Genomic DNA, 14368 nt, shown 5'->3' on the forward strand with positions numbered 1-14368 from the left:
GCCGCCTGATTGAGGAGCTTCCCCTTGAAACTGCTGACCCCTCTGCGCCTGTTGGCCGCATTGTCCCTGGCCGGTGCCAGCCTGTTTGCCCAGGCGGCGGATGTGACCATTGCGTACCAGACCACCGTGGACCCGGCGAAAGTCGCCCAAGCCGACGGCGCCTATGAGAAAGCCACTAACGCCAAGATTGATTGGCGCAAATTCGACAATGGCGCCGACATCATCGCCGCCATCGCGTCCGGCGACGTACAGATCGGCTACCTCGGTTCCAGCCCGCTGACCGCCGCAATCACCCGCAAAGTCCCGGTGCAAACCTTCCTCGTCGCCACCCAGATCGGCGGCGCCGAAGCCCTGGTGGCGCGTGACGGTTCGGGCATCAACAGCCCGCAAGACCTGATAGGCAAAAAGATCGCCGTGCCCTTCGTTTCTACCGGCCACTACAGCCTGCTCGCCGCGCTGAAACACTGGAACATCGACCCGGCCAAAGTCACCATCCTCAACCTCGCCCCGCCGGCCATCATCGCCGCTTGGAAGCGCGGTGATATCGACGCCACCTATGTGTGGGACCCAGCTCTGGGCGTGGCCAAGGAAACCGGCAAGGTGCTGATCACCTCCGGGGAGCTGGCCAAGTTCGGCGCGCCGACGTTCGATGCCTGGATCGTGCGCAAGGATTTCGCCGAGAAGCACCCGGAGATTGTCACCGCTTTCGCCAAGGTCACTCTTGATGCCTACGCCGCCTACCGCAAAGACCCACAAGCCTGGCTCGCCGATGCCGGTAACGTCGACAAGCTGGTGAAACTCTCCGGCGCCAAGGCCAGCGACATCCCGTTGCTGCTGCAAGGCAACGTTTATCCGTTGGCCGCTGACCAAGTCACCCTGCTGGGCGCGCCGACCACCAAGGCCGTCACCGACACCGCTGCGTTCCTCAAGGAACAGGGCAAGGTCGATGCCGTGCTGCCCGACTACGCCCCTTACGTCAGCGCCCAGTTCATTACCCACTGACCCAGGAGTTCACTGCGATGGCCTTGCTACAACTGGAGCGCATCAGCGCACAGTACCCAGGCGCCCCGGAACCGGTACTGTCCGATATTTCATTGGAGCTTGGGCCCCAGCAATTGCTGGTTGCCCTGGGCCCCTCCGGCAGTGGCAAGACTTCGCTGTTGAACCTGATTGCCGGTTTCGTCGAACCGTCTGCCGGGCGCATCACCCTCGATGGCGTGCCGGTCAAAGGCCCCAGCGCCGAACGCGGCGTGGTGTTCCAGGACGACGCGCTGCTGCCCTGGCAGGACGTGTTGGCCAATGTGGCGTTCGGCCTGGAACTGGCCGGCGTACCCAAGGCGCAGCGCGACGTGCGCGCCCGTGAAATGCTCGCACTGGTGGACCTGGCCGGTTTCGACAGCCGCCGCATCTGGCAACTCTCCGGTGGCCAGAAGCAACGCGTCGGCCTGGCGCGTGCGTTGGCGGCCGACCCGCGCGTATTGCTGATGGACGAACCCTTCGGCGCCCTGGATGCCTTCACCCGTGAACAGATGCAGGAGTTGCTGCTGCAAGTGTGGCGGCGCACGGCCAAGCCGGTGTTCCTGATTACCCACGACATCGAAGAGGCGGTGTTTCTCGCCACCGACCTGATCTTGCTCGCGCCCAACCCCGGCCAGATCGTTGAACGGTTGCCGCTGGACTTCGGCCAACGCTATGCCGCCGGTGAATCGGCCCGCGCCATCAAATCCGACCCGCGCTTTATCGAAACCCGCGAACACGTGCTGGGCAAAGTGTTCTCCCAACGACAGGTGTACGCATGAGCAGCTACGAACTTCCCGCCACGGCCACCCCGCCTGCGACGCATGCCGTGATCCCGCTGCGCCGTCGCCTGAGCACGCGCTGGATCAGCCTGCTCACCCTGGTGGCCTTGCTCGCCCTCTGGTGGGCCGTCACCGCCACCGGATTGATCGAGCCCCTGTTCTTGCCGCCACCGTCGGCCGTGTTGCAAAAAGGCTGGCTGCTGGCAACCACCGGTTATATGGATTCCACCTTGTGGCAGCACCTGGGCGCGAGCCTCAGCCGCATCGGCCTGGGCCTGGGCTTTGCAGTACTGACCGCCGTGCCGGTGGGGATCGCTATCGGTGCCAACCGTATCGCCCGTGGCATTCTCGATCCGCTGATCGAGTTCTACCGGCCAATTCCGCCCCTGGCCTATCTGCCGTTGATCGTGATCTGGTGCGGCATTGGCGAGCTGTCCAAGGTGCTGCTGATTTACCTCGCGATTTTCGCGCCGATTGCCATCGCCACCGCCACGGGCGTGCGCACCGTCGACCCGGCCAAATTGCGCGCGGCGCAGTCATTGGGCGCGACCCGCGCGCAACTGATTCGCCATGTGATCCTGCCCAGCGCCCTGCCCGATATCCTCACCGGTGTGCGCATCGGCCTGGGCGTGGGCTGGTCGACCCTGGTGGCGGCCGAGTTAATTGCCGCCACCAGCGGCCTGGGCTTCATGGTGCAGTCGGCGGCGCAATTCCTGGTCACCGATGTGGTGGTGCTGGGGATCCTGGTGATCGCCCTGATCGCCTTCGCCATGGAAATGGGCCTGCGCGCCCTGCAGCGTAAATTAGTGCCCTGGCATGGCCAGGCACACTGAGTGAAGAACCCACAATGAGCAGCCTGACCGTTACCCCATTAAGCACCGCCCTGGGCGCCCAGATCAGCGGCGTCGATATCACCCAGCCGCTGAACCCCGAACAGCGCGACGCCATTGAACAGGCGTTGCTCGACTATTCGGTGTTGTTCTTCCGTGACCAGCCGATCACGCCCCAGCAACAGGCACGGTTCGCGGCAAACTTTGGCGACCTGCACATCCACCCTATCTACCCCAACGTGCCGGAACAACCCGAAGTGCTGATCCTCGACACCGCCGTCACCGATGTGCGGGATAACGCGGTGTGGCATACCGACGTGACCTTCCTGCCCACACCGGCCCTGGGCGCGGTGCTCAGCGCCAAACTGTTGCCAGCGTTCGGCGGCGATACCTTGTGGGCCAGCGGGATTGCGGCGTATGAGGCGTTGTCCGAGCCGTTGAAGCGCTTGCTCGATGGGCTCACCGCTACACACGACTTCACCAAATCTTTCCCGCTGGAGCGCTTTGGCAACACCGCCGAGGACCTTGTGCGCTGGGAAGCAACCCGCAAGAAAAACCCGCCGCTATCGCACCCAGTCGTGCGCACGCATCCGGTAAGTGGGCGTAAATCGCTGTTCGTCAGCGACGGTTTCACCACGCGAATCAATGAGCTGGAACCGGCCGAAAGCGAGGCGATTCTCAAGCTGCTGTTCGCCCACGCCACCCGCCCGGAATTCACCATCCGCTGGCGCTGGCAGGAGAATGATGTGGCGTTCTGGGATAACCGCGTTACCCAGCATTACGCCGTGGATGACTACCGGCCGCAGCGGCGGGTGATGCACCGGGCGACGATTCTTGGGGATGTGCCGTTCTAACGCGTGGCGACAGATCGTTCCCACGCTCTGCGTGGGAATGGCTCCTGTGATGCTCTGCGTCACGACTTTAAAGCGGACGCCGAGCGTCCGGGGCTGCGTTCCCACGCAGAGCGTGGGAACGATCACCCAGTAGTGGCAGGTTATTCAGCGGTGGACGGCTTTTCCCACAAATTGATCCCACCTTCCTGCGCAAACCGATCAATCTCCGCCAGCTCTTCTGCACTGAAGCTCAAATTCTTCAACGCCCCGACGTTCTCGATAATCTGCTCCGGCCGGCTTGCGCCGATCAGCGCACTGGTTACCCGTGGGTCACGTAATGTCCACGCCAGCGCCAACTGGGCCAGGCTCTGGCCACGGCGCTTGGCGATTTCATTCAGGCCGCGTACATGGGCGATGTTGGCTTCGGACAGGTGCTGGGCCTGCAACGAGCCACCACCCGGACGGTTCACCCGCGCATCGGCCGGTACGCCGTTGAGGTATTTATCGGTCAACAAACCCTGGGCCAGCGGCGTGAAGGCGATCACCCCGGCGCCGAGTTCTTCGGTGGTGTCCAGCAGGTCTTTTTCTACCCAACGGTTGAGCAGGTTATAGGCCGGCTGGTGGATCAACAGCGGCACTTTCCATTCGCTGAGCAAAGCTGCTATTTCGCGGGTTTTTACCCCGGAGTAAGACGAGATACCGATGTACAACGCCTTGCCTTGCTGCACGGCGGTGGCCAGGGCGCTGGCGGTCTCTTCCAGGGGTGTGTCGGGGTCGAAGCGGTGGGAGTAGAAGATATCCACATAGTCGACGCCCAGACGTTGCAGGCTCTGGTCCAGGCTGGCCAACACGTATTTACGCGAACCACCACCCTGGCCGTAAGGGCCTGGCCACATGTCCCAACCGGCTTTGCTGGAGATGATCAGTTCGTCGCGATAGTGCTTGAAGTCTTCGCGCAGCAACCGGCCGAAATTGATCTCGGCGCTGCCGTAGGGCGGGCCGTAGTTGTTGGCCAGGTCGAAGTGGTTGATGCCCAGGTCGAACGCCGTGCGCAGCAAGGCGCGCTGGGTGTCGATCGGGGTGCTGTCGCCAAAGTTGTGCCACAACCCCAGGGACAGTGCTGGCAGCACTAATCCGCTGCGGCCTACGCGGCGATAAGGAATAGATTCATAGCGGTTTTCGGCAGCAATGTACGTCATCGAATCCTCTCTTGATCTAGGGCAAATAAGGCCCGGGAATAGGCATATTCCCGGGCCTTCTAAGCAGCTGAATCGCTTAAGGCTGCCTCTTCCTTTTACAGCAAAGACCTACTTGAGAGGAACGCTATCAGCGCACCAAATGCAGGAATTGCAGATGGCGCTCGTACTGGTCGAGGATGTCATTGATGATCTGCTCCTTGGTGTAGCCCACCAGATCATAGTCCTGGCTGCCCTCACTCAAGTGCACTTCGGCCCGATAGTAGCGGCGGTTGTTGATCTCTTTCTTGCCGATGCCGCCCAGGGCGAACGACGGTGTGAAGTAGCCACGCATCTGCACCTGGTAGATGAACGGGCGTTCTTCGCCATGGCCGATTTCGAGGCTGACGCTGTCGTTGGACGGGTCCGGCTGGGTCACTACCGTAAGGCCCTTCTCGACAAACACTGCGGTCACTTCTTCAATCGCCGGGCGCACCGTGGTGTCGAGGAAACGGTACACCTCATCGCGGGATGGGAAATGCACCGCCTGGCTCAAACGCTGGCGCCAGCCGCCTCGGCCTTTGCGCGAAGCGGAGATCGGCGCCAGGGAATGCAACTGCGCGATCTGCTTTTGCGACTCCAGGTAGAACGCCTTATGCAGCCCCCACATCATCAGCAGCAGAATCAGCGAGAACGGCAGCGAGGTCAGTACCACCGCAGACTTGAGCGAGTCGATACTGCCGGCGAACAGCAACGCACTGGTGACCAGGGCGGTCATCGCACCCCAGAACACACGCAGCCACTTCGGCCCGTCTTCGTCAGCGTTGCCGCCTTTGGACGAGAGCGTGGAGAGCACTACAGTGCCGGAGTCCGCCGAGGTCACGAAGAACACAAAGCTGATGAACACCGTGACCGCGATCACGGTCTTGCTCCATGGGTAGGTTTCCAGCAGCAGGTAGAGGCTCATCGATGGGTCATCGATCGCCGACTGGCCCAGTGCGGCCATGCCATGGTTGAGCACCTGGTCGATGGCGCTGTTACCGAAGATCGACATCCACGCCAGGGTGAAGCCCAGCGGAATCAGCAGCACGCCAAACACGAATTCACGGATGGTGCGGCCACGGGAAATACGCGCGATAAACAGGCCCACGAACGGCGACCATGCGATCCACCAGGCCCAGTAGAACACCGTCCAGCCGCCCAGCCAGTCGCTCGGCTCGTTGTAGGCGTACACATCAAAACTCTTGGTGGGCAACGCCCCCAGATAGTCACCGATGTTCTGGATCAAGGTGTTGAGCAGGTGCTGGGTAGGCCCGGCGAACAACACGAACAGCAGCAGCGCACAGGCCAGCAGCATGTTGATGTCGGACATCACCCGCACGCCCTTGTCGACGCCGGCCACGGCCACGATGATCGCCGCGCCCATCATCAGGGTGATCAGGCCCACCTGGATCCACTGGGTGTGGGCAATGCCAAACAGGTAGTCCAGGCCAGAATTGAGGTGCAGCACGCCAAAGCCCATGTCGGCGCCCAGGCCGAACACCGTGGCAATGATGCCGAAGCCATCCACGGCGTAACCGATAGGGCCATTGATGCGCTTGCCGATCAGCGGGTACAGCGCCGAGCGCAACGCCAGCGGCAGGTTATGCCGGTAGGCGAAATACGCCAGGGCCATGCCGACAAACGCGAACACGCCCCAGCCATGCAGGCCCCAATGCAGGAACAGCACCTGCATGGCCTGCCGCGCCGCATCGGCGTTCATTGCTTCGCCCTGGGGCGGCTGCACCAAGTGCGTCAGCGGCTCCGAGACGCAAAAGAAAAACAACGTGATGCTGATCCCGGCGGCGAACAACATGCCGGCCCAGGACAGGTAACTGAATTCGGGCTCGTCGTGGTCGGCACCGAGTTTTATCTTGCCGTAGCCCGATAACGCGGTGACCACCACGAAGACCAGATACAGCGTCATCGCCAGCATGTAATACCAGCCGACCGTGTTGGCCGCCCAGTTTTGCGCCGCCAGCAGCCAGGCACCGGCCTGTTGCGGGATAGCGATGACCGTGATGCCAAACAGCAGGATGACGGTGGCGGCAAAGTAGAAAACGGGCGCATTCATGCGCACCAGGCCGCTGGATGAGGTAGACGATGCACTCATGAACGATGCACCTCAAGGTTGCGGGATATGGCTGTAAAAAACGGACTCAGCAAAGGTAAGCCTCCTGTTGTGAGCGGGCAGCGAACCACCGGTTTAACTTGAACGAACGTTCAAGTTAAACATGAATAGGCGGTCTTGGACTAATCGCAGGGCTGAGTGGTAGGTGTTTCCTACACTAGCTCAGGGATTGGTATGACGGATGAAGGAGGCAAATCGTTCAGCGACCCCACGTTGAAATACATACGAAATGTGGGAGCTGGCTTGCCTGCGATAGCGGTGGGTCAGCCACCCATCTGTTAACTGATACACCGCTATCGCAGGCAAGCCAGCTCCCACACTGGTCGGCGGTTGGCTCAGGTATTACTTCTGCGCCCCATCATCATGCTGCAAGTTCGCCTGGGTGATATTCGCCCCGGCCGGCACGCTGCGGGTCAGCCACACATTGCCGCCGATGGTCGAACCCTGGCCAATGGTGATCCGCCCCAGGATCGTCGCCCCGGCGTAGATCACCACATCATTCTCAACGATGGGGTGACGCGGATGGCCTTTCTGCAATTGCCCATCTTCATCCGCCGGAAAGCGTTTGGCCCCCAGCGTCACGGCCTGGTAGATGCGCACCCGCTCGCCAATGATCGCCGTCTCGCCAATCACCACGCCCGTGCCGTGGTCGATAAAGAAGCTCGGGCCGATCTGCGCGCCGGGGTGGATATCAATGCCGGTGGCCGAGTGGGCGATTTCTGCACTGATCCGCGCCAACAGCGGCAGGCCGGCGCGGTACAGGTGGTGGGCTAGGCGATGGTGGATCACCGCCAGGATGCCCGGGTAGCACAGCAGCACTTCATCCACACTGCGTGCGGCCGGGTCGCCGTGGTAGGCCGCCAGTACGTCGGTGTCCAGCAGGCTGCGCAAGGATGGCAACGCCAGGGCGAAACCCTGGATCAGGCGAATGGCCTGGGCGTTGACTTCACTGTCATCTTCACCGCTCTGGCGTGCGGCATAGCGCAGCTCCAGGCGCGCCTGGGCGAGCAAGGCGTTGAGCGCGACGTCGAGGGTATGGCCCACATAGAAGTCTTCGCTTTCTTCGCGCAGGTCCGCCGGGCCCAGGCGCATCGGAAACAGCGCACCGCACAACGCCTCAAGAATCTGCGCCACCGCCTCGCGGGACGGCAATTCGCGGCCACCGTGCTCGCCACTCAAGCGCCCGTTGCGCGTTCGCCACTGGTCGCGGGCGCCGCGCAGTTGGCTGACGATGGTCTGCAATTGCCAATGACTGGAACGCTCACTCACGGTATTCACTCCTGACGAAATGGCCATCACTTTACGGTATGCACCTGGGCAGCTCTTAAGAACCAATGGTGTGAGCCTAAGAACCTTTCGTCATAAGCGATTGACGGTTGCCCGATGAAAAGTGCCTGCCTATAGTCCCCCCATCACTCAGCCACCGTGCGTAACCATGATCAAACAACAGCTCGACCGTTTTGACCGCCTGGATCTACTGGGCAATGCCACCGCCCTGGAAAAACTCGAGCGGCTGTCGGCCTGGCTGGGCAGGGACATCTACGTCAAACGCGATGACACCACGCCGCTGGCCATGGGCGGCAATAAGCTGCGCAAACTTGAATACCTGGCTGCCGATGCCATCGCCCAGGGCGCCGATACCTTGGTCACCGCCGGCGCGATCCAGTCCAACCATGTGCGCCAGACCGCCGCGCTGGCTGCCAAGCTCGGCCTGGGCTGTGTGGCACTGCTGGAAAACCCTACCGGCACTGAAGACCCCAACTACCTGGGCAACGGCAATCGCCTGCTGCTGGAGCTGTTCGACGCCAAAGTGGAACTGGTGGAAAACCTCGACAACGTCGACGACCAACTCAACGCCCTCGCCGACCGCCTGCGCAGTAACGGCAAGAAGCCGTACCTGGTGCCTATCGGCGGCTCCAACGCCCTCGGCGCATTGGGTTACGTGCGCGCCGGGCTGGAGTTGGCCGCGCAGATTGAAGACAGCGGCATTGAATTCGCCGCCGTGGTGCTCGCCTCTGGCAGCGCCGGCACCCACAGCGGCCTGGCCCTGGCCTTGAGCGAAGCACTGCCGCAGTTGCCAGTGATCGGCATCACGGTGTCGCGCACCGAGCAAGCGCAATTGCCCAAGGTGCAGGGCCTGGCCGAACGCACCGCCGAGTTGCTCGGTGTGGCTATTCCCGACGCCTTCAAGGTCACCCTGTGGGACGAGTATTTCGGGCCGCGGTATGGCGAGCCAAACGCTGGCACCCTCTCGGCGATCAAACTTTTGGCCAGCCAGGAAGGTCTGTTGCTGGACCCGGTGTATACCGGCAAGGCCATGGCCGGTTTGCTCGACGGCATCGGGCGCCAGCGCTTTGAAGAGGGGCCGATTATTTTCCTGCATACCGGTGGCGCGCCGGCATTGTTTGCCTATGACTCGGTTTTCAGCTGATTGAATACGGTCAATGTGGGAGCTGGCTTGCCTGCGATTGCGGTGTATCAGTGCCAAGTTTCTGGCTGACCCAGCGCAATCGCAGGCAAGCCAGCTCCCACATGAGATTTATATATTCCCCAAAAGAATATGAAATTATATTTTTATTATTTTCAAGACTTAAAAACCCACCTTATCATCGCGCCGAAGGCGAAGACGCGCTTCGCACTTTAGGGCAGGATACGACTACCGCGTCACCTGCTTCGCTCACCATAAAAACACAGGGGCTCTCCATGACTATTTCTGCATTTCGTCGCACGCTGTTGGTTGGCACTTTGGGCCTGGCGCTTGGCGCTGGCTGGCTGGGCCAGGCGGTTGCCGGCGAGCAGTTGAACACCATCAAGAAGGCCGGCGAGATCAAGATCGGCCTGGAAGGCACCTACCCGCCGTTCAGCTTCGTCGATGAAAGCGGCAAGCTCAGCGGTTTCGAAGTGGAACTGTCCGAGGCGCTGGCCAAGGAGCTGGGCGTCAAGGTCAAGCTGCAAGCCACACCTTGGGACGGCATCCTCGCCGCGCTGGAATCCAAGCGCCTGGACGCCGTGGTCAACCAAGTGACCATCTCCGAAGAGCGCAAGAAAAAGTACGATTTCTCCAAGCCTTACACCGTGTCCGGCATCCAGGCGCTGGTGCTGAAAAAGAACGTCGACTCGATCAAGAAAGCCGACGACCTGGCCGGCAAGAAAGTCGGTGTAGGCCTGGGCACCAACTACGAACAATGGCTCAAGGACAACCAACCCAAAGCCATTATCAAGACCTACAACGACGACCCGACCAAGTTCCAGGACCTGCGCATCGGCCGCATCGACGCCATTCTGATCGACCGCCTGGCCGCCCTGGAATACGCCAAGAAAGCCCCCGACACCGCCGCTGCCGGCGACGCTTTTTCCCGTCAGGAATCCGGTATCGCCCTGCGCAAAGGCGAGCCTGAATTGCTCGACGCGGTGAACAAGGCTCTGGACAAACTGCGCGCCGACGGCACCTTGAAGACGCTGTCCGAGAAGTACTTCAACGCTGACGTCACGCAATAATGGAAGCAGGTTTCCAACTCGCGCTGGACTCCGCGCCCTTTCTGCTCAAGGGCGCGTACTACACGGTAATCCTCAGCCTGGGCGGGATGTTTTTCGGCCTGCTGCTGGGCTTCGGCCTGGCCTTGATGCGCCTGTCGCGCTTCAAGCTCTTGAGCTGGACGGCTCGGGTCTACGTATCGTTTTTCCGCGGCACGCCGTTGCTGGTGCAGCTGTTTCTGATCTACTACGGCTTGCCGCAAGTGGGCATCGAGCTGGACCCGATCCCAGCCGCCATGATCGGCTTTTCGCTGAACATGGCTGCCTATGCCTGTGAAATCCTGCGGGCCGCCATCGCCTCCATCGAGCGTGGCCAGTGGGAAGCCGCTGCCAGTATCGGTATGACCCGTGCGCAGACGTTGCGCCGGGCCATCCTGCCCCAGGCGATGCGCACGGCGTTGCCACCTTTGGGCAACAGCTTTATTTCATTGGTCAAGGACACGGCGCTGGCCGCCACCATCCAGGTGCCCGAGCTGTTCCGCCAGGCCCAACTGGTATCGGCACGTACCTTCGAAATCTTCACCATGTATCTGTCCGCAGCCCTGATCTACTGGATCCTGGCGAGCATCCTGGCGCATCTGCAAAATCGTCTGGAAGACCGGGTCAACCGGCATGACCTGGAGTCTTGAAGCATGATCGTGGTTGAAAAACTGACCAAACAATTCAACGGTCAGGTGGTGCTCAACGGCATCGACCTGGAGGTCAAGGAAGGCGAAGTAGTCGCCATCATCGGCCCCAGCGGTTCGGGCAAGACCACCTTCCTGCGCTGCCTGAACTTCCTCGAAGAACCCACCAGCGGTCGTATCAAGGTGGGTGACATCGAGATCGACAGCAGCAAGCCGCTCAACCAGCAACAAGGCCTGGTGCGTCGCCTGCGCCAGCATGTGGGCTTTGTGTTCCAGAACTTCAACCTGTTCCCCCACCGCACCGCGCTGGAAAACGTCATCGAAGGCCCCATCGTGGTCAAGAAGATGCCACGGGAAGCAGCGGCCGAACTGGGGCGCACGCTGTTGGCCAGGGTTGGCCTGGCGGGCAAGGAAGCGTCCTACCCAAGGCGGTTGTCCGGCGGCCAGCAACAGCGTGTGGCGATTGCCCGCGCCTTGGCCATGGAGCCGGAGGTGATCCTGTTTGACGAACCCACCTCGGCCCTCGACCCGGAACTGGTGGGCGAAGTCTTGGCGACCATTCGCAGCCTGGCCGAAGAAAACCGCACCATGGTCATCGTCACCCACGAGATGAGCTTTGCCCGTGATGTGGCCAACCGGGTGATCTTTTTCGACAAGGGCGTGATCGTCGAACAAGGCGAAGCCAAGGCGCTGTTTGCCAACCCCAGGGAAGAACGCACCAAGCAGTTCCTGAGCAAATTCCTCGCCCACTGACATAACTCAAAACGGCGTGCTCTTGTGGCGAGGGAGCTTGCTCCCGCCGGAGTGCGAAGCGCTCCCAAAAATAGTGGGGCCGCTTCGCAGCCCGACGGGAGCAAGCTCCCTCGCCACAAAAAGCAGCTCCTACAAGAAACCCTCATACCACCTGGTAAAAGCCCCCCTCGCAAGCGCCTTAAAATCCCCCTCCCCGTCAGACCCTTCTGAATCTCGCCAAACCCGTCGTTTAGCCCTTTGCCTCCATTGACGCTCCTCGGCCAACCCTCTTATCTAGCGCCTTGAGGATTGGATCCTATCCCGGCTACTGACTGAATCGTGTCTTTCGACCCCCTTACGCCTGTGCGTCGAGGTTTCGGAACGATTGCTGCTGGCTGCATCAAGGAGATTACTTATGACACACACTCAAACCCCGGCCACGCTCCGTGCCCCAAAGCTGCCCCAGGCTATTGGAAACGGCATCAGCGCCCTGGCGTCCGCCCATTTGCAGGTCGATATCTCGCCCTACCCGAGCATGGAAGAAGGCGACCTGATCGAACTGTTCTGGAACAACTGCTTTGCCGCCTCACGCAAGGTGACGGCATGCAAGATCGGCACGTGCACGCACCTGTGCGTGCCGGAAAGCTTTGTGCAGGACGGACCGGCACGCGTTCACTACCAGGTCTTGCAGATCGGCCATGGCCCGATGCGCTCGGCGGTGACCCTGGTGCGGGTCAAGACCAGCTACCCCGGCGGTCAGCCTTTGCCGCACCTGAACCCTGAAGGCGGCGACGAAAACCAGAACCTGGCGCCCGTGAACCTGCCCGAGACGATCCGCCGCCATGGCGTCAACAGCAGCCAGGTAAGGCGCGGCATTCCGCTGACCATCGAGCCTTACCTGAACATGAGCACGGGCGATGCCATCACCTTGCGCTGGGGCGATGTACGCCTGGACCTGCCCCGCATCCAGGCCCAGGGCGTCGGCCTGGCGGTGCAGGTGTGGGTGCCGCCCCAGGTGATTATCGAAGCCGGCGACGACTGCCGGCTGGAGGTCACCTACTGCATTCTCGACCGCGTGGGTAACAACTCCCGCTGGGCGCCCGCCCGTACGCTGCGCATCGCCGCCTGCACACCGCCCTGCCCAGCCTCGTCCACGCCAGGCTATCAACCGCGTCGCTTCGGCTCACCCTGTGAACCGGGGTGACAGCCCTTCTATGCATATTCCTAAAAGTTAGTTTATTTAAATAATTAACACGCTTAGGGTATATGCACCGGACCACCGGACATTCCTGATTTTTCTGTTTATTTCATTGAATGCGAGGTCGGTATGGTCAGAATTACCCCGGTGCACAACGCCAGGGCATTAAGTGCAGCCAAGGAGCGGCGCTGATGTCTAACTTGGCACTAACATCCCCCCAGAGTGATCTGGACGTAGCCCCTCTGCTGTTGCCCGCCACGGTGCTGCGCAACGACGCCCAGGCGCTGAGCGCCGCCCACGAGCTGGCCCAGGCTGCGCGCGCGCAGGCCGCCCAGCGCGACCAGCAACGCAAACTGCCCTGGGCGCAGCTCGAACAGTTCACCCGCAGCGGCTTGGGCAGTATTTCCATTCCCCGTGAATACGGCGGGCCCCAGGTGTCGTTTGTGACCCTGGCCGAAGTCTTCGCAATCATCAGCGCGGCCGACCCAGCCCTCGGGCAGATCCCGCAAAACCATTTCGGCATCCTGCATGTGTTGCAGGGCACCGCCACCGAGCGCCAGAAAAAGCAGCTGTTCCAGAGCGTGCTCGACGGCTGGCGCATCGGCAACGGCGGCCCCGAACGCGGCACCAAAAACACCCTGGAGCTCAAGGCGCGCCTCACGGCCGAAGGCGACGGGTTCGTGGTCAGCGGGCAGAAGTTCTACTCTACTGGCGCCCTGTTTGCCCACTGGGTGGCAATCAAGGCCCTGAACGATGACGGCAAGCAGGTCATGGCCTTTGTGCGTCGCGGCAGCGAAGGGCTGCGCATCGTTGATGACTGGTCCGGCTTCGGCCAACGCACCACCGCCAGCGGCACCGTCTTGCTTGACCGCGTGGCCGTGGAGCCAGACCTGGTCATCGACAATTGGCGCCTGGGCGAAACCCCGAATATTCAGGGGGCCGTGTCGCAACTGATCCAGGCCGCCATCGACGCCGGCATCGCCCGGGGCGCCCTCGACGATGCCATTGCCTTCGTGCGTGAACGTTCGCGCCCGTGGATCGACGCCAAGGTCGAGCGAGCCAGCGACGACCTGTATGTGATCGCCGATATCGGTAAGTTGAAGATCGAACTGCACGCCGCCGAAGCCCTGCTGCGCAAGGCGGGCCAGGTGCTGGACCAGGTCAGCGCCGCGCCGATTACCGCGCAGTCCGCCGCCCACGCCTCGATTGCCGTGGCCGAGGCCAAGGTGCTGACCACCGAAGTGGCGCTGCAGGTCACCGAGAAGCTCTTCGAACTGGCGGGCAGCCGCGCCACCCTGGCCGAATTCAACCTTGACCGTCACTGGCGCAACGCCCGCGTGCACACCCTGCACGACCCGGTGCGCTGGAAGTACCACGCCATCGGCGCCTATCGACTCAACGGCACCTTGCCGGCTCGTCATTCCTGGATTTAACCAACCAGAACACTTTTCCACGAGCTTCTGGAGAAACT

General features: G+C 61.6%; 13 protein-coding genes. 10 read left to right on the top strand and 3 right to left on the bottom strand.

Features of this window, described 5'->3' with window-relative positions:
- Positions 1–24 precede the first annotated feature (24 nt).
- Genes tauA through tauD form a run of 4 tightly spaced genes read left to right on the top strand, consistent with a single transcriptional unit; the run spans position 25 to position 3483 of the window.
- A complete protein-coding gene (gene tauA / locus V8689_RS28465; protein ID WP_056782610.1) occupies positions 25–1002 on the top strand; it encodes a taurine ABC transporter substrate-binding protein in 978 nt (325 codons plus the stop codon).
- 17 nt (positions 1003–1019) lie between these two features.
- Positions 1020–1799 (top strand): taurine ABC transporter ATP-binding subunit, encoded by a 780-nt coding sequence (tauB, locus tag V8689_RS28470; RefSeq protein WP_032894125.1) that lies wholly within the window; start codon positions 1020–1022, stop codon positions 1797–1799.
- Positions 1796–2632 carry a taurine ABC transporter permease TauC gene (gene tauC / locus V8689_RS28475; protein WP_056782609.1) on the top strand — a complete coding sequence of 279 codons (837 nt, stop codon included), beginning with the start codon at positions 1796–1798 and terminating at the stop codon, positions 2630–2632. Before tauB ends, tauC begins: the two co-directional genes overlap by 4 nt.
- Before the next feature lie 14 nt (positions 2633–2646).
- Positions 2647–3483: a taurine dioxygenase gene (tauD, locus tag V8689_RS28480; RefSeq protein WP_056782608.1), complete on the top strand. Its 837-nt coding sequence runs from the start codon at positions 2647–2649 to the stop codon at positions 3481–3483.
- Between the two features lie 140 nt (positions 3484–3623).
- Here the strand turns inward: tauD and mgrA are convergent, their stop codons facing one another.
- From mgrA to epsC, 3 genes are all read right to left on the bottom strand, one after another.
- Entirely contained in the window at positions 3624–4661 is a 1038-nt protein-coding gene (mgrA, locus tag V8689_RS28485; RefSeq protein WP_032894128.1) for an L-glyceraldehyde 3-phosphate reductase, read from the bottom strand.
- Positions 4662–4788: 127 nt separating this feature from the next.
- Positions 4789–6750, bottom strand: coding sequence for a choline transporter BetT (gene betT, locus V8689_RS28490; protein WP_177342983.1), 1962 nt, complete (start codon positions 6748–6750; stop codon positions 4789–4791).
- Between the two features lie 399 nt (positions 6751–7149).
- Positions 7150–8076, bottom strand: coding sequence for a serine O-acetyltransferase EpsC (epsC, locus tag V8689_RS28495; RefSeq protein ID WP_056782606.1), 927 nt, complete (start codon positions 8074–8076; stop codon positions 7150–7152).
- Positions 8077–8242: 166 nt separating this feature from the next.
- On the opposite strand from epsC, the gene V8689_RS28500 reads away from it, so the two are divergent.
- The 6 genes from V8689_RS28500 (at position 8243) to V8689_RS28525 (ending at position 14330) form a co-directional block, all read left to right on the top strand.
- Complete coding sequence (locus V8689_RS28500) at positions 8243–9238, top strand: D-cysteine desulfhydrase (RefSeq protein ID WP_056782605.1); 996 nt, start codon at positions 8243–8245, stop codon at positions 9236–9238.
- Between the two features lie 272 nt (positions 9239–9510).
- Complete coding sequence (gene tcyJ, locus V8689_RS28505) at positions 9511–10305, top strand: cystine ABC transporter substrate-binding protein (protein ID WP_014716462.1); 795 nt, start codon at positions 9511–9513, stop codon at positions 10303–10305.
- Positions 10305–10970 carry a cystine ABC transporter permease gene (gene tcyL, locus V8689_RS28510; protein ID WP_003187646.1) on the top strand — a complete coding sequence of 222 codons (666 nt, stop codon included), beginning with the start codon at positions 10305–10307 and terminating at the stop codon, positions 10968–10970. Before tcyJ ends, tcyL begins: the two co-directional genes overlap by 1 nt.
- A gap of 3 nt (positions 10971–10973) precedes the next feature.
- Positions 10974–11720, top strand: coding sequence for an L-cystine ABC transporter ATP-binding protein TcyN (gene tcyN, locus V8689_RS28515; protein ID WP_056782604.1), 747 nt, complete (start codon positions 10974–10976; stop codon positions 11718–11720).
- Positions 11721–12114: 394 nt separating this feature from the next.
- The gene (locus V8689_RS28520; protein ID WP_434520660.1) at positions 12115–12903 is read left to right on the top strand and encodes a hypothetical protein; all 789 of its coding nucleotides are present in this window, start codon (positions 12115–12117) and stop codon (positions 12901–12903) included.
- A 185-nt stretch (positions 12904–13088) separates the two neighbouring features.
- Entirely contained in the window at positions 13089–14330 is a 1242-nt protein-coding gene (locus V8689_RS28525; RefSeq protein WP_056782602.1) for an SfnB family sulfur acquisition oxidoreductase, read from the top strand.
- Positions 14331–14368: the final 38 nt, after the last annotated feature.

This window comes from Pseudomonas sp. AK181 (genome assembly GCF_051122975.1).
Lineage (GTDB): Bacteria > Pseudomonadota > Gammaproteobacteria > Pseudomonadales > Pseudomonadaceae > Aquipseudomonas > Aquipseudomonas lactis.